The sequence below is a fragment of the Aeromonas sp. FDAARGOS 1419 genome (genome assembly GCF_019047045.1).
Classification (GTDB): Bacteria; Pseudomonadota; Gammaproteobacteria; order Enterobacterales; family Aeromonadaceae; genus Aeromonas; species Aeromonas veronii.
On the sequence record NZ_CP077209.1, the window covers coordinates 2,042,942 to 2,059,890 of the forward strand.

Below are 16,949 nucleotides of genomic sequence, written 5' to 3' on the forward strand. Positions count from 1 at the left end.
CCCGCCACGCTGGCGGGCCCTTGTCACATGAGAGTAGGGGCTGTCGAGCCGGGCTTCTAGCCGCAGCTCAACAGCCGCTTGCGTCTGATCGCAAAAAAGCATCCAGTTCGGAGCGGGTCGGCAGCGCCGTCATCGCCCCCTTGGCGGTGGTGGCGAGCGCCCCGCAGCCGTGGGCCTGAGCCAGGATGGCGGGTAGCTCGGCCGGAGTCGGCAGCGACGAGCACCCGGCCAGGGCCGCCAGCAGACCGGCGACGAAGGCATCCCCCGCCCCCGTGGTGTCGATGGGCGTCACTTTCTGCCCCACCCACTCCAGCAACTCGCCATCAAGGCGAGCCACCACCCCGGCCGCCCCTCTGGTCACCAGCACCAGCGCCGGGCCAGAGAGCGTTGCAAGCCCGGCAGCCAGATCATCCTCACCGCTCAGCAGTTGCAGCTCCTCGATGGAGAGCTTGACCACATCCGCCTGTGCAATTGCCTGACGCACCAGCGGCAGCATCTCGGCGGGGTTGCCCCACACCTCGGGGCGCAGGTTGGGGTCGAAGCAGACCCGCCCGCCTGCCGCCTTGATGGCCGCCATGGCCTGCAGGCAGCTGGTGCGCACCGGTTCGTTGGCGAGCGCGATGGAGCAGGTGAGCAGCCACTGACCGGCATCGAAGCGGGGCAACTCATCCGGGGTGAGGAACTGGTCGGCACTGGGGCGCACCATAAAGGTGAAGCTGCGCTCCCCCTCATCATCCAGTGCCACCAACACGATAGAGGTGCGATGGTCTGGATCGAGCCGCAGCTCACCGATATCCACCCCCTCCCCGCTCAGGGTATCGGCCATAAAGCGGCCGAACGGATCGGCACCAACCCGGCCGATAAAGGCCGCATCGCCACCCAGCCGTGCCACACCAACCGCCACATTGGCGGGCGCGCCACCCGGACACTTGAGGTAGTGCAACGCCCCTTCCGGGATCAAGTCCACCACCGCATCCCCCATTACCCACACACGATTCGTCACCTTGCTACTCCACTGCTGCATCGGATCCACGGTCAAACCCGAACTCTGTTCTGTTGGCTGGCATTATCAGCTAAACCGTTTTAGCCAACCAATAGATCTCGGCACCGACTGCCATTTTTGTGATCGGGATAACGAACTAGAACCAGGTTTCCATCTGTACGCCAAAGTTCCACTCGCCACCGGCGGTGAAGTTGCTCTGGCCCATGGCATCGTCGCTGGCGTAGTTGTCGAGCTCGGAGGACCAGTCCATCCAGCTGGCGAACACCCGCAGTTCGGGCCGTTCGAAGAAGCCGGCGGTCTGCGCCTTGAAGGTGGGGGCGAAGGTGAGCTTGGTGAAGTTGCCATTCACCGCCTGGCGTCCCTTGTAACCCTTGGGATCGAGATCCATGTACTGCCAGGCCGCCTCGTAGACCAGCTCGACGTTCTGGCTCAGCACCTGCGCCACCCGGGTATTGAAGGTAAGCCAGCGGTACTCATCCCCTTTCACGTAGCGATCCTGACTCTGCTCGGCCAGCAGGGCCGGGGCAAAACGCCAGCGCGAGTTGAGATCGGTAGCGCCAAACACGGCGACCCGCACCGCATCGGCGTCCGGCAACAGCTCGCTGTCAGAGCCCAGCCCCTTGACCTCGGCCCCCAGCCCATGACCATACAGCACCGCCGCCTTGGCAAAACCGGGGTTGATGCCAAAGAAGCTCTCGCCGTGGTAGGCCAGCAGGGTGTGTGCCCCCTTGTCCGCCGCCTCGCTGCCCGTCCCCTTGTCATTGATGCGGGCGTCATTGCCCTTGGCCGAGAGACCGTTCACCATCCACTGCCAGTTACCGACGCGGTTGTTCATGGTGAGGATGTAGCTCTCGATATCGGAGAGACCGCTGGCGCTGATGTCACCGTAATCGCGGCCATAGAGGGAGAAGTTGGCCTTCCAGCTATCGGCCAGTTGCACGTCGTAGACGCCGCCGCCGGTACCGGCCAGGAACACCACGTCGGAATCGAGCCAGTGGATGTCAAAGTTGTCCCGATCAAAGCGCTTGCCCGCCCACAGCACCGCATTCTTGAAGGGGCCGTCGAAGCTCGCCAGATTGCCGATCTCGGCAAACACCTGACGGGTATTGAGGCTCGAATCGCTGGCGGTCCAGTCGTTGCTGGTCTCCACCCCGTCAGCCAGCATCAGCTTGTAGCGGGCCCAGCTGCCATCCTCGAAGGTCTGGGTTTTCAGCAGGTTGGCCTCCATGTAGGTGTCATCCTCGTTGCCAAGGCGACCGACAGCCCCACCCACCGAACCGGCCGGGGTGATGTAGGGGCCACCGCGCCCGCCGTTGCCATTGCTGTTTACCAACAGGCCCGAGCGGGCATAGCCGTGAAACTCGAAGCCCTGGGCACCGGCGGTCTTCTCATTCACCTTCTGGCTGCGGTTGTCGGCCGCCTGCGCCTGCTCACTGGCCGCGCTCGCCTTCACTTCCGCCTGACTGGCACGGCTCTCTGCTGCCTCGGCTCTCGCTTCAGCCGCCTGTACCCGCGCCTCCAGCGCAGCCAGTCTGGCCTCGACACTCTCACCTGCAACACTCACCTGCGCCGCCCATAGAGGGTTGCTCATCCCCAATCCCAGCGCTACCGCCAGCGCCAACTTGCTCTTGAACATCATCATCTTCCTCACCTGTCATCTGTAGCCCGAACGGGCGCTGTTGTTATCGACAGCCAGAGCATAGCTAAACCAATTTAGCCAACTCAATACAGCAACTAAACCGTTTCAGCAACAGTGTGAGCGGGATAACATTTGTACAGCAGGAATTGGCGGGAGTTGTGAGGAGGATCCCTCATCAGGATCTACTCAATAGGGTGGATCCTGGCTAAACGGCGGGCAAAAAAAGAGCCGGCACAAGGCCGGCTCTTTTTATTCGGGTCGCTGAAATCAGCTGGTCAGATCGTCGAAGAAGCGTTTCACCCCTTCGAAGAAGCCTTCCGATTTCGGCTTGTGGGTCTTGGCAGCGGCGCCGCTGAAGGATTCGTCCAGCTGGCGCAGCAGCTCTTTCTGCTGCTCGGTGAGGTTGACCGGGGTCTCGATCACCACCTTGCACATCAGATCCCCGACCTGACCGGAGCGCACAGACTTTACGCCCTTGCCGCGCATGCGGAACATCTTGCCGGTCTGGGTCTCCGGAGTGACCTTGAGCTTGACGCGGCCATCCAGGGTCGGCACTTCAATCTCGCCACCGAGGGCGGCTGCGGTGAAGCTGATGGGCACTTCGCAGTAGAGGTTGTTGCCGTCACGCACGAAGATCTCGTGCTCTTTGACGTGCACCTGTACGTAGAGATCCCCTGCCGGAGCCCCTGCTTCCCCCGCTTCTCCTTCACCGGAGAGACGGATGCGATCGCCGGTATCGACGCCCGCCGGAATTTTCACCGACAGGGTCTTGGTGCGCTGGTAGCGACCTTCACCGTGGCACTTGCGGCACGGATCCTTGATGATCTTGCCGCGGCCGTGACAGTGCGGACATGCCTGCTGCACCGCGAAGAAGCCCTGACGCATCTGCACCTGGCCGGAGCCGTGGCAGGTCGGGCAGGTCTGGGCACTGCTGCCGGTGTGGGCACCGGAGCCGTTACAGACTTCGCAGTGAACCAGAGTCGGCACCTTGATCTCCTTGGAGACCCCGCGTACCGCCTCTTCCAGCGTCAGCTCCATGGTGTAACGCAGGTCGGAGCCACGGGCCGGGCCACGACGGGCACCACCACGGCCACCGCCGAAGATGTCACCGAATACGTCACCAAACATGTCGGCGAAGTCGGCACCGCCGCCAAAGCCACCGTGGCCACCGCCACCCTGGCTCGGGTCGACACCGGCATGGCCGTACTGGTCGTAACGGGCACGCAAGTTGGCATCGGTCAGGACCTCGTAGGCTTCCTTGACCTCTTTGAACTTCTCTTCGGATGCGGCATCACCCTGATTACGATCCGGGTGATACTTCATGGCCAGGCGCTTGTACGCCTTCTTGATCTCGCGATCGTCGGCATCTTTCGCCACACCCAGTACTTCGTAGAAATCGCGCTTCGACATACTCATCCTGTGGTTACGCAGACGGGCGTTGGTTACCCAACGCCCGTGAATTCATTGACCAAGCCGATGGGCGAAGCGGACTTCGCCCATCTGGGTAGGGCTTACTTCTTGTCGTCTTTCACTTCTTCGAACTCGGCGTCGACTACGTCGTCGTCAGCCTTGGCAGAAGAGGAGGACTGACCGGCATCAGCACCGGCTGCACCCTGGGCCTGAGCCTGCTGCTGGGCAATTTCCATCAGCTTCTGGGACGCTTCCAGCAGAGCCTGCTGTTTGGCTTCGATAGCAGCCTTGTCGTCACCCTTGATGGCCGTTTCCAGCTCGCTCAGAGCGGCTTCGATCTTGGTCTTGTCGTCGGCAGGCAGGGCTTCACCGGCTTCGGTGATCTGCTTGCGTACGGAGTGGACCAGACCATCAGCCTGGTTGCGAGCCTGTACCAGCTCTTCAAACTTCTTGTCCTCGGCCGCGTTGGCTTCGGCTTCGCGTACCATGCGCTCGATCTCGTCATCAGACAGACCAGAGGAGGCCTGGATGGTGATCTTCTGCTCTTTGTTGGTCTCTTTGTCTTTCGCAGAGACGTGCAGGATACCGTTGGCATCGATGTCGAAGGTCACTTCGATCTGCGGCAGACCACGCGGTGCCGGACGGATGCCTTCCAGGTTGAACTGGCCCAGAGACTTGTTGTCGCTGGCGCGCTTGCGCTCACCCTGCAGCACGTGAATGGTCACGGCAGACTGGTTGTCTTCGGCAGTGGAGAACACCTGGGACTTCTTGGTCGGAATGGTGGTGTTCTTCTCGATCAGCGCAGTCATCACGCTACCCATGGTTTCGATACCCAGGGAGAGCGGGGTGACGTCCAGCAGCAGTACGTCGGTCTTGTCACCGGACAGTACGGCGCCCTGGATGGCAGCACCCATGGCCACGGCTTCGTCCGGATTGACGTCTTTACGCGGCTCTTTGCCAAAGAACTCGGCAACGGTCTTCTGAACCAGCGGCATACGGGTCTGACCACCAACCAGGATCACGTCGTCGATCTCGCCAACTGCCAGACCGGAGTCTTTCAGGGCGACACGAACCGGCTCCAGAGAGTCCTTCACCATGTCTTCCACCAGAGATTCCAGCTTGGCGCGGGTCACCTTGATGTTCATGTGCTTCGGACCGGTGGCATCTGCAGTGATGTACGGCAGGTTGACGTCGGTCTGCTGGGCAGAAGAGAGCTCGATCTTGGCTTTCTCGGCGGCATCTTTCAGACGCTGCAGAGCCAGCTGGTCGTTACGCAGGTCGATGCCCTGCTCACGCTTGAACTCGTCTACCAGATAGTTGATGACGCGGTTGTCGAAGTCTTCACCACCCAGGTGGGTGTTACCGTTGGTCGCCAGTACTTCGAAGGTGGTTTCGCCTTCCACTTCGTCGATCTCGATGATGGAGATATCGAAAGTACCGCCACCCAGGTCATATACGGCAACCTTGCGCTCGCCCTTGACCTTGTTCACGCCGTAAGCGAAAGCAGCTGCGGTCGGTTCGTTGATGATGCGTTTAACATCCAGACCGGCGATGCGACCGGCATCCTTGGTAGCCTGACGCTGGGCGTCGTTGAAGTAGGCCGGAACAGTGATAACTGCTTCGGTTACCGGCTCGCCCAGGTAGTCTTCGGCGGTCTTTTTCATCTTTTTCAGCACTTCGGCAGAGATCTGCGGCGGTGCCATTTTCTTGCCCTTCACCTCAACCCAGGCGTCACCGTTGTCGGCCTTGGCGATGGCGTACGGCATGATTTTCAGGTCACGCTGTACTTCGTCATCTTCAAAACGACGGCCGATCAGACGCTTGATGGCGAACAGGGTGTTTTTCGGGTTGGTGATGGCCTGACGCTTGGCCGGCTGACCAACCAGGATCTCGCCATCATCGGCATAGGCAATGATGGACGGAGTAGTACGATCGCCTTCTGCGTTCTCGATCACGCGAGCAGTGTCGCCGTCCAGAATGGCAACGCAGGAGTTGGTAGTACCCAGGTCAATACCGATGATTTTACCCATTTGAGAAATCTCCAAATACTTTGAATAAACTGGCGAGGAACTCGCCTTAATGCGTTAACGGCTAGGTGGGGCCTGCCAATCTGGCTTTCAAGCTCCCGGCATCAAATTTTTTGTGCCGCCGTGGCCTTGCATCCTATATGGGGTCGCAAGCGGCCACTTCAAGCCCTGCCCCGCAAAAACCCTACCTTTTGTCGTGATCAGTCCATGACAGACCAGACAGATAAACAAAAAGCCCGCCAAGCGGCGGGCCTGGGCATCAAGTGCCGACTCAGTCGGCGGCCTTGGATACCATGACCATGGCCGGACGGATCACGCGACCGTTCAGCTCATAGCCTTTCTGCATCACGGCAATGACGGTGTTCGGCGCCACATCGGCACTCGGCACCATGCTCATCGCCTGATGGGCATTCGGGTCAAACGGCTGGTTGGTCGGATCCAGCGCAACCAGACCGAACTTGGCCACACCGCTCTGCATGGATTTGAGGGTCAGCTCGACACCTTCCACCATCGGCTTGAGGGCGTCGTTATCCTTGTCGGCGAGCTCGATGGCGCGCTCCAGGTTGTCCAGTACCGGCAGCAGCTCGGCAGCGAACTTCTCCAGCGCGAACTTGTGCGCCTTCTCCACGTCCAGCTCGGTACGACGACGCAGATTCTCCATTTCGGCAGCGGTACGCAGGGCACGTTCGCGCTCTTCCGCCGCCTTCTGGATGGCGGTCTCCAGCTGCTCTTCCAGTTCGGCGATACGGGCCTGCTCGGCTGTCACTTCACTGTCTACATCGGTCGGCTCGACTGGCTGGGCTTCCACTTGCTCCATCGCTTCAACCTTTTGCTCTTCGTGGTTCATGACATCTCCAGATTCCGGGGTTACTTACGAGGGCCTTGACGTCTGGCTGAGCGACCAGTGACATCAGACCGACTATGTTGGCGCTATTATGGGGATGGATCCCTGTCTTTCAAGGGAAAAAGGCCAATCCGGGTCACTCAAACAGGACTATTGGCACTTTCCTTGCTGCATCTCTGGCAATCCAGCTCAGCTTTTAATCAGCTGCGTCAAGGAGATAGCCCTTCCCCCTCAGCAAGGGAAGCGCGCGGGAGGACGTCACAAGCGTGACAAACCGCTGTATACTGCCCCCAATACTCACCCAGACCCGACAGACTATGGATTCTCCGTTCAAAACCATCGCCCTGATTGGCAAGCCTCACCACGAGGGGGCCAACCAGACGCTGACCGGCCTGCATCAATACCTGACCTCACGCGGTTTCCGGGTACTGGTGGAGAGCCGGGTTGCCCAGACCCTGAGCATCCTCGATGAAAACGTCATGGATCTGGTTCAGCTCGGCCAACAGGCCGATCTGGCCATCGTGGTCGGCGGTGACGGCAACATGCTGGGGGCGGCGCGGGTGCTGTCGCGTTTCGATGTGGCGGTGATCGGGGTCAACCGGGGCAACCTCGGCTTTCTGACCGATCTCTCGCCGCAGGATTACCTGCTGCCGCTGGAACAGGTGCTCTCCGGCCACTACAAAAGCGAGCACCGCTTCCTGCTGGAAGCCTCGGTCTATCGCCATGGCGAGCGCAAGTCGAGTAATCTGGCGGTCAACGAAGCGGTGCTGCACCCGGGCAAGATCGCCCACATGATCGAGTTCGAGGTCTATATCGATGGCAGCTTTATGTATAGCCAGCGCTCGGACGGCATCATAGTGGCCACTCCGACCGGCTCAACTGCCTACTCGCTATCGGCAGGTGGCGCCATCCTCACCCCCAAGCTCAACGCCATCACGCTGGTGCCCATGTTCCCGCATACCCTCAGCAGTCGCCCCATCGTGCTCGATGCCGACAGCGAAGTGCGCCTGCTGGTCTCGCCAGACAATCAGGACGATGCCATGCAGGTGAGTTGTGACGGCCAGGTGACGCTTGCTGTCCACCCGGGGGACGAGATCCTCATCAAGAAGAGCCACCATCAGCTTCATCTGGTGCATCCGCTCGACTACAGCTACTTCCACGTGCTGCGCAACAAGCTCGGCTGGGGCAGCAAGCTGTTTTAATCGGCGCTGACCGACAACGGCATTGCCACAGAGGGCGCCTGAATTGGCGCCCTTCTCTTTTCTTTCGTGGCAACGTCCCCTGCACTCTCATATCAGTACTGCGCGCCAATAGTCAGCACCGCATGCTCATAGCTATACCGCACTGGCGAGACTTTCCTTTGTTAAAAATAACGGAGCCCTCTTTACTGTATATAAGACCAGTATATACTGGATGCATACACAGTAATGTTGACCTATACAGGATGAGACCATGCTGACCCAGCTGACCGTCAACAACTTCGCCATCGTCAAGTTTCTCGAACTCGATCTGCAACCGGGGATGACCTGCATCACAGGTGAGACCGGTGCCGGTAAATCCATCGCCATCGACGCCCTAGGTCTCTGCCTCGGAGAGCGGGCCGAAGCCAGCATGGTGCGCCCCGATAGCGACAAAAGCGAGGTCAGCGCCCGCTTCCTGCTCGACAACAACCCGGCCGCCCGTGCCTGGCTCGCCACCAACGAGCTGGAGAACGAAGGTGAGTGCATCGTGCGGCGAGTCATCTCTGCCGAAGGGCGTTCGCGCAGCTATATCAACGGCGTGCCCGTCCCTCTCACCCAACTCAAGAATCTGGGCCAACTGCTGGTCAACGTACACGGTCAGCATGCCCACCAGATGCTGCTCAAACCCGATTACCAGCTCGCCCTGCTCGACGGCTACGCAGGCCACCATCTGCTGCTCGACGAGGTACGCCAGCACTATCAGCAGTGGCGCCAGCTGCAAAACGAGCTCAACCGGCTCAAGGCCGAACAGCAGCAGCGGGAAGCCCGTCGCCAGCTTATCGAGTATCAGGTGCAGGAGCTGGACGAATTTGCCCTGCAACCCGGGGAGTTTGAAGAGATAGAAGAGGAGCACCAGCGTCTCGCCAACGGTACCGAATTGATGCAGGAGTGTGGGGCTTGTCTCGACCTGCTCTATGACAACGAAGAGACCACTATCGCAGGGCTGCTGCAATCAGCCGTCGATCGCGCCGAGGGGCTGGTCAGCATGGACAGCCGCCTCACCCCGGTACTGGAGATGCTGAACGAAGCCCTGATCGGAGTGCAGGAGAGCCACAGCGAACTGCGCAGCTACCTCGATCGGCTGGAGCTGGATCCCGAACGTTTCAACGAGCTGGAAACCCGCCTCTCCAAGGCGATCAATCTGGCACGCAAGCACCATGTCAAACCGGCAGAGCTGGCCCAGTACCATCAGGAGCTGGCCTCCGATCTCGCCCGCCTCAATTCTGACGAAGAGCGGTTAGAGGGGATGGAAGATGAGCTGGCCGAGGCCCGTCAGGCTTTTGTTCAGGCCGCCGAGGCCCTTAGCCAGAGCCGTCAGCGTTACGCCCAGGAGCTGGGCGTCAAGGTGACCAGCAGCATGCACGAACTGGCGATGCCCGATGGTCGCTTTGCCATCGAGGTGCGCCCCGATGCCCAGAGCAGCCTCTCTCCGCTGGGTATAGACCGGGTCGAATTTATGGTCACCACCAACCCGGGTCAGCCCATCCAGCCGCTTGGCAAGGTGGCTTCGGGCGGTGAATTGTCGCGTATCAGCCTTGCCATCGTAGTGATCAGCGCTCGCAAGGTTTCCACTCCAACCCTGATTTTCGATGAGGTAGATGTGGGGATCAGCGGCCCGACAGCGGCCGTGGTGGGTCGCCTGCTACGCCAGCTTGGCGAGTCGACTCAGGTGATGGTGGTCACTCACTTGCCGCAGGTTGCGGGCAATGGCCACCAGCACATGGTGGTGAGCAAGCATACCGACGGCAAGACCACCGAAACCCGGATGGATGCGCTCGATCAGAGCGCCCGGCTCAACGAACTGGCTCGCCTGCTGGGAGGGGATCAGATCACCGACATTACCCTGGCCAATGCCCGCGAGCTGCTGCACCATTAATTCCCAGGCCAGCCTGATGGCAACATAACCACCGGCTGACTCTGGCTCTGGCTCTGGCTCTGGCTCTGGCTCTGGAAAAGCATCCTGAGTCAGCAGGGCAAATACATCCCGGCCATTTGTCAGAGCGGTGAGATCACCGACCCAGATCAATAAAATGGTGGATTTGGCCAAGCAGGCAGCAACATCTGCCGGGATCGGGTTGCCTTGACGAGGGGGATTTCGCATAGTGTTGCCCCCTTTATGGGTATCCAATTGTGAGGCTTTGTCTATGATCCACGTTTTTGGCCACAAGAATCCCGACAGTGACAGTATCTGCAGCGCTCTGGTGATCGCTGACTGGCTCAATGCACAAGGCCGTCAGGCCACCCCATGGCGCCTCGGCGATCTGCGTACCGAAACCCGCTTCATTCTGGAGCAGGCTGGTGTCGCCGAGCCCGAGCTGCTGACTCAGGATCTGACCGATAAAGATGTGTGGCTGGTCGACTTCAGTGATCTGGAGCAGGGCCCCGCAACCCTCTCCCAGGCCAATGTACTGGGTCTGGTGGATCACCACCGCCTCGGATCCCTGATCACCCAGTCTCCGCTGGATGCCTGGATCCGTGCCGTTGGCTGCACCTGCACTATCGCTTTTGATCTGCTGAGCCAACAAGGTACCGTGACCCGTAGCCAGGCTCGTCTGATGCTGGGTGCCATCATGAGCGACACCCTCTGTCTCACCTCGCCAACCACCACCGAGCAGGACAAGATCGCCTGCGAGCGTCTTGCACCGCTGGCCGAGGTATCGCTGGCCGAGTTTGGTCAACAGCTGCTGATGGCGAAAACCGATCTGAGCGGTCTCACTCCTGCGCAGTTGCTGCAGCAGGATGAGAAAGCATTCCAAGCCGAAGGCCTGAACTTCATCATGAGCCAGATTGAAGTGGGCAGCGAACAACAGCTTGCCGACCAGATCGACACTCTGCAGCAAGAGATGGCACACCGTGTTGAAGCCGAAGGGCTCGACTTCTTCGTCCTGATGGTGACCGACCTGACCGCCGCCGCCAGCCGCATCTACTTTACCCGCCACGCCAAAGTACCGGCAGAGTCCAGCTACCACCCGGGCTTTGTCAGCCGCAAGAAGCAGGGTCTGCCCTGGGTGATGGAGTTGCTGGCCAAGGCTTAAGCACGCCTATCACCAAGCCTCAGCAAAAGCCCCGCCTCTGTGCGGGGCTTTTTTATTTCACCACCGCGCGAATCGCGACTTGCCCCCCAATTGACAGGTAACACCATAACTTTGCTTACATATTTTCGGCTGTCATTTGCCATGGCTTTGCTGCACGATTGTCGCCCTATAACCCTTTTGTGTTCTGATTTCATTCAGGTGTTCAATGAAAATAAGCTCCAAGCTGAGAACCCGGGCGATCTTCACTCTGCTCGGGCTGGCACTGATCGGCTGGCTGGTATGGCCAAGCGATCCTCCCAAAGCGATCCTCAAAGCGCCGGTTACCCGGGAAGATATTGCCCAGACCGTGCTGGCCAGCGGCGTACTGCAAGCCGTTGAACAGGTTGATGTCGGCGCTCAGGTTTCCGGCCAGGTCACCAAGCTGGCGGTCGAAGCAGGCGATCGGGTCAAGAAGGGGGATTTGCTGGCGGAGATTGATCCGCTCATCGCTCAGAACAACCTGAAAACCGCCGAGGCCGAGCTGGCCAGCAACCGCGCCCAGCTCAAGATCAAACAAGCTCAACTCAAGCAGTATCAGCTGGCATGGCAGCGCCAGTCACAGATGTTCAGGCAGGAGGCGAGTTCGCGCGCCGATCTGGAGAGCGCCGAAGCACAGCTGGCCGTAACCCGGGCTGATCTGCAAAGCAGTCAGGCCAACATCGACAACGCCATCATCAAGGTGGAGCGGGCCAAAACCGAGCTCGGCTACACCAAGATCCTGGCGCCGATGGATGGCACCGTGATTACCATTGTCACCCGCCAGGGTCAGACACTGGCAGCGAGCCAGACGGTACCAACCGTGCTCAAGCTGGCTGACCTCGATACCATGACGGTCAAGGCGCAGATCTCCGAAGCCGATGTCACCAAGGTGAAGGCGGGAATGCCGGTCTACTTCACCCTGATTGGCGATCCGGACACCCGCTATCAGGGGAAATTGCGCGCCGTGGAGTTAGCGCCTACCAACATCAACGATCAGGCTGCAACCGGTACCACCACCAGCAATGCAGCCGTCTACTACTACGCCCTGTTCGATGTGCCCAACCCCGACCATACCCTGCGGGTCGCCATGACGGCCCAGGTGACCATAGTGCTCGGCGAACGCAAGCAGGTACTCACTGTGCCGCAAACCGCCCTCGGCAAGTCGCTGGGAGACAACGAGTATGAAGTCACCGTGATCAGGGACGATGAGACGACCGAAACCCGTCATATCAAGACCGGCATGAAAGATGAAATCCGGATCGAAGTCGTGAGCGGTCTGGACGAAAAAGAGCAGGTGCAGCTCAATCACGGCGCACCTGCCGCTCAGGATGATGTGGCGGTCATGCTATGAGTGAGCCCCTGATCCAGCTAAAAGGGATCGAGCGGCGCTATCAGAGCGGCGAGCAGGAGGTGACCGTCCTCCATCCCCTCGATCTGGTTATCGAAGCTGGGGAGATGATCGCCATCGTTGGCGCCTCCGGCTCCGGCAAATCGACCCTGATGAACCTGCTGGGCTGCCTCGATCGCCCCAGCGGTGGCCAGTATCTGTTCCGGGGAGAGGATACCGCGACGCTCGATGCGCTGGCACTCGCTCGCCTGCGCTGCCACCACTTCGGCTTTATCTTCCAGCGCTATCACCTGCTGCCCCATCTCGATGCGGCCGCCAACGTCGAGATCCCGGCGATCTATGCCGGTACCGGTCGCCATGACCGACAAGCACGGGCCCGTCAGCTGCTCGGTCGCCTCGGGCTCGCCGAGCGCAGTCACCATACGCCGGGACAACTCTCCGGCGGCCAGCAGCAACGGGTCAGTATTGCCCGGGCACTGGCCAATGGTGGCGAGGTGATCCTGGCGGACGAACCGACCGGCGCGCTGGACAGCCAGAGCGGCAAGGAGGTGATGGCGATCCTCAAGGAGCTGCACGCTCAGGGCCACACCATCATTCTGGTGACCCACGACATGGAGGTAGCCAGCCACGCCGACCGGATCATCACCCTCAAGGATGGTCGGGTGCAGGAGGATAGCGGACGCAAGGTTGTCGGCAATCAACCGGTGCTCAACGTACCACCAGCCGCTGGCGAAGGGGCCAGCTACGACTGGGATCGCTATCGGGAAGCGGGGCGTATGGCTGTTCACGCCATGCTGGCCCACCGGATGCGCACCTTCCTCACCATGCTGGGGATCATCATCGGTATCGCCGCCGTGGTGAGCGTGGTCGCATTGGGGCAAGGGGCGAGAACCAAGGTGATCGACCAAATCAATGCGATGGGCACCAACACTATCGAGATATTCCCGGGCAAGGGGTGGGGTGATGAGAAGATGGCGAGTATCCAGACCCTCAACAAGGGGGATCTCGATGCCCTGCTGGGGCAACCCTATCTGGCCGGCGCCAGCCCCGAGATTGCCAGCCCGGGCCAGCTGCGTTACCGCAACAAGACCAGCAGTGGCAGCGTGACCGGGGTGAGCAACGACTACTTCAAGGTGAAAGGAATGACGCTGGTGAGCGGACGCCTGCTCGAATGGCAAGACATCCAGCAGCGTGCCGCCGTCGCCGTGGTGGACAAGAAGAGCATTGGCAGTCTGCTTGGCAAGGATGATCCCGTTGGCAAGGTGGTGATGGTCGGCACACTGCCGGCGCGCATCATCGGGGTTGTCTCGCAGGAGACAGGTTTTGGCCCCTCCAGCCAGTCGGTCAATGTCTGGCTCCCCTACAGTGCGGTGATGAGCCGCCTGATTTCGCAGCATCACTTCAGCCAGCTCACCATCCGGGTCAAGGATGGCATACAGCCGGCACTGGCGGAGCAGGCGGTGATCGAGCTGTTGACCAAACGCCACGGCGTGAAGGACTTCTTCACCTTCAGCAGCGACAGCATCATCAAGTCAGTGGAGAAAACGACCGCCACCATGACCCTGATGGTCTCGGCCATCGCGCTGATCTCGCTGATCGTCGGCGGCGTCGGGGTAATGAACATCATGCTGGTGTCGGTGGTGGAGCGAACCCGCGAGATCGGCATCCGCATGGCGGTCGGTGCCCGTCAGTCCGACATATTGCAGCAATTCCTGATAGAAGCGGTGATGGTAAGTCTGCTCGGCGGGATCTGCGGGGTTGGCCTCTCCCTCGGGATCGGCATGCTCTTCTCCCTGCTGGTCGACAGCATCAAGATGCAGTTCTCGCTCTTCTCTATCCTGATGGCCTTTGGCTGCTCGTCACTCATCGGGATCCTGTTTGGTTATCTGCCAGCGCGCAACGCGGCAAGGCTCGACCCCGTGGTCGCACTGGCGAGGGAATAACATGTACAAATTATCTTGGCTGGCTCTCTGTATCGCCCTTGGTGGCTGCAGCCAGCAGAGCACCTATCACCGGCAAGATCTCGCCATCGCTCCCGTCTGGCAGCAGGCGAACAGCGAACAGCTTGCCACCCAGGCTGGCCCCTGGTGGCAAGCCTTTCACGACCCGCAGCTCAACCAGCTGGTTGAGGCTGTGCTGGCCGCCAACCCGGACATGCGCATTGCCGCCCTCAAGCTCAAGAGCGCCCGGCTGGGTGCTGATCAGGCCGATACCAATCTCACCCCCTCGGTCAATGGCAGCCTGGGCGCGAGTAGCAACAAGGATCTGAAGAGCGGTAAATCAACCAGCAGTATGGGGCCATCACTTGGCCTGAGCTATGAAGTGGATCTGTGGGGCAAGCTGGCATCGGCGCGGGATCAGGCAAGCTGGGAAGCGGCCGCCAGCGAGCAGGATCTGGCCAGTACACGTCTGATGCTTATCGGCAATAGCCTTGAGCAATATTGGCAGCTTGGCTATCTCGCCTCGGCCATTGCCCTGAGCGAGCAACAGCTGGCCAACCTGGCCCGCACCGAGCAGCTGACCCAGGCCAAATACAAGGCCGGAGCCATCACCCGACTCGATCTGGCACAGGCACGCCAGCAACTGGCAGGCAAGCAGGCTGAGCTGGCCTCACTTAAAGCGCAGCAGGAGCAGGCTCGCAATGCCCTGCGTCTGTTGCTGGGCCGCAGCAGCGGGCCGCTGGAGTATGCACCCGCTTCCCTTGCAAAGCAGACCATTCCTGAACTTGCGGTGGGTATTCCGGCCGATGTGCTGGCTCGCCGCCCCGATGTCAAAGCGGCCGAATTGCGGCTGCGCAAGACGCTGGCAAAAGGGGACGAGATCCGCACCAGCTTCTACCCCAGCCTGACCCTGACCGGCAGTGCCAGCACCGCATCCGATAGATTGGCGCAGGTACTGCAAAATCCGGTTGGTACGCTGGGGGCCAGCCTCGCCCTCCCCTTCCTTGAATACAACCGCACCCAGCTTGCCATCGAAAGCTCAGAGCTGGATTACCAGATTGCTGAAACCGAGTTTCGCAAACAGCTCTACACCGCACTGGTGGAGGTGGAGGACAATCTGGCCGCCCGCCGCTATGGCCAGCAGCGACTCGATTATCTGCAGGAGCAGCTGAGTTATGCTCAGGAGGCCGAACGGCTGGCCAAGGCCCGCTTCCAGGCGGGTGCAACCGGCGTGCAAGCCTGGCTCGATGAGCAGAACCGGCTGTGGGATGCCCAGCAGAGCCTGCTGGCCCAGCAAAAAGAGCAGCTCACCACCACTGCCAAAATCTATCGCGCCCTGGGTGGCAGCGATAGCGTGGCGCCCCGATAATGCCTCCCCCCAATATTCCCCACTCTGCCTGTAGAGTGGGGAATACCACCGCCATCGACCGCACCGAATGCCCTCGCCCACACGACAGCCGAACTCCATTGCTCATCATCAGGGGCAGTTATGGCAGCCCATCCAATTACATGCATCGGCGACCCAGAAGATCCCAGCTATACCTTGCGGCTATCTCTATACCTCACGCACCCTGACCGGAGATAACGGTTACCGGATATTCCATCAGCAGAGAGCTCGGCTCTTGCCGAGCCGCGCCCCGTGAATCATGAGCGACATATCCGAAGCTCATATCTGCACGACGCATACAAATAGCGATATCACGCAGTTAATCCTGCACGACAAAATTAATCGCAAACAGCGAAGGATATTGAGCAAAGTAACAGTGAAGTAAAACGACGGTAAAAAGGATACAAGCGAGGATGTAGATAGCAGAGCGGCAGAAGGCAGATTGGATAACGACGAGTAAAAAGGCAAAAAATAATGCCGCCCAAGGGCGGCATTATTCAATCTCTGAACCTGACGAATTAGATCAGGAAATCGTTCAGGTCTTTACCCAGTGCTACTTGAGCAGCAATGGCTTTCGGCATACGGCCTTGACCGGTCCAGGTTTTTTCCTGGCCATCTTCTTCGTACTTGTATTTAGCCGGACGCGGAGCACGCTTGCTCTTGGCTGCGCCAGTCGCAGCAGCCGGAGCAGCGGCAGTCGCCAACAGCTCGCGAGGATCAATACCAGCCTGCTGCAGCATTTCGGTGAATTCATTCAGCTTGCGCTGACGCTCTTCCTGTTCAGCACGCTCCTGTTCCACAGAATCGGCGCGCTCTTGGTAAACCAGGTCAAACTTCTCTTTAGCTTCCAGCAGTTGCTCAAACGGCAGCTCACGAATAGCCGCACGCAGACTGCGAATGTTCAGCAGAACTTTCAGAAACTCGTTCATTATTTCCTCACAAAAAAGTCGGTTACAGGGATAACTGTTTCAGAATAGCATGGACAATTCATAACTACATGCAATTTTTACTATCAGGGGATACTTGGAAAGAATATGAAAATAAACTTGCCAACAAA

The 16,949-nt window shown here is 59.7% G+C and carries 12 protein-coding genes; 6 read left to right on the plus strand and 6 right to left on the minus strand.

The window, feature by feature from the left end; all coding sequences use genetic code 11:
* Positions 1-67 precede the first annotated feature (67 nt).
* The 5 genes from I6L49_RS09085 to grpE all read right to left on the minus strand — a co-directional run bounded on the left by I6L49_RS09085 (position 68) and on the right by grpE (position 6,926).
* Positions 68-1,024, minus strand: coding sequence for an aminoimidazole riboside kinase (locus I6L49_RS09085; protein WP_216951344.1), 957 nt, complete (start codon positions 1,022-1,024; stop codon positions 68-70).
* Positions 1,025-1,139: 115 nt separating this feature from the next.
* A complete protein-coding gene (locus I6L49_RS09090; RefSeq protein WP_216951346.1) occupies positions 1,140-2,645 on the minus strand; it encodes a carbohydrate porin in 1,506 nt (501 codons plus the stop codon).
* A 264-nt stretch (positions 2,646-2,909) separates the two neighbouring features.
* Complete coding sequence (gene dnaJ / locus I6L49_RS09095; protein WP_005338032.1) at positions 2,910-4,052, minus strand: molecular chaperone DnaJ; 1,143 nt, start codon at positions 4,050-4,052, stop codon at positions 2,910-2,912.
* A gap of 101 nt (positions 4,053-4,153) precedes the next feature.
* Positions 4,154-6,082: a molecular chaperone DnaK gene (gene dnaK, locus I6L49_RS09100; protein ID WP_216951348.1), complete on the minus strand. Its 1,929-nt coding sequence runs from the start codon at positions 6,080-6,082 to the stop codon at positions 4,154-4,156.
* Positions 6,083-6,350: 268 nt separating this feature from the next.
* Positions 6,351-6,926, minus strand: a complete 576-nt coding sequence (gene grpE, locus I6L49_RS09105; protein WP_139406227.1) for a nucleotide exchange factor GrpE — start codon at positions 6,924-6,926, stop codon at positions 6,351-6,353.
* 314 nt (positions 6,927-7,240) lie between these two features.
* Between grpE and nadK the strand changes: the two genes are divergently transcribed.
* From nadK to I6L49_RS09135, 6 genes are all read left to right on the plus strand, one after another.
* Positions 7,241-8,125 carry an NAD(+) kinase gene (nadK, locus tag I6L49_RS09110; protein ID WP_041208339.1) on the plus strand — a complete coding sequence of 295 codons (885 nt, stop codon included), beginning with the start codon at positions 7,241-7,243 and terminating at the stop codon, positions 8,123-8,125.
* 250 nt (positions 8,126-8,375) lie between these two features.
* The gene (gene recN / locus I6L49_RS09115; protein ID WP_139406225.1) at positions 8,376-10,040 is read left to right on the plus strand and encodes a DNA repair protein RecN; all 1,665 of its coding nucleotides are present in this window, start codon (positions 8,376-8,378) and stop codon (positions 10,038-10,040) included.
* 268 nt (positions 10,041-10,308) lie between these two features.
* Positions 10,309-11,199: a manganese-dependent inorganic pyrophosphatase gene (locus I6L49_RS09120; protein ID WP_139396422.1), complete on the plus strand. Its 891-nt coding sequence runs from the start codon at positions 10,309-10,311 to the stop codon at positions 11,197-11,199.
* A 205-nt stretch (positions 11,200-11,404) separates the two neighbouring features.
* A complete protein-coding gene (gene macA, locus I6L49_RS09125; protein WP_139406223.1) occupies positions 11,405-12,568 on the plus strand; it encodes a macrolide transporter subunit MacA in 1,164 nt (387 codons plus the stop codon).
* Positions 12,565-14,508, plus strand: coding sequence for a MacB family efflux pump subunit (locus tag I6L49_RS09130; protein ID WP_216951350.1), 1,944 nt, complete (start codon positions 12,565-12,567; stop codon positions 14,506-14,508). Before macA ends, I6L49_RS09130 begins: the two co-directional genes overlap by 4 nt.
* A 1-nt stretch (position 14,509) precedes the next feature.
* Positions 14,510-15,874, plus strand: coding sequence for an efflux transporter outer membrane subunit (locus tag I6L49_RS09135; protein WP_139406220.1), 1,365 nt, complete (start codon positions 14,510-14,512; stop codon positions 15,872-15,874).
* A 536-nt stretch (positions 15,875-16,410) separates the two neighbouring features.
* Here I6L49_RS09135 and I6L49_RS09140 read toward each other — a convergent pair.
* Complete coding sequence (locus tag I6L49_RS09140; RefSeq protein WP_005344269.1) at positions 16,411-16,821, minus strand: H-NS family nucleoid-associated regulatory protein; 411 nt, start codon at positions 16,819-16,821, stop codon at positions 16,411-16,413.
* Between the last annotated feature and the right edge of the window lie 128 nt (positions 16,822-16,949).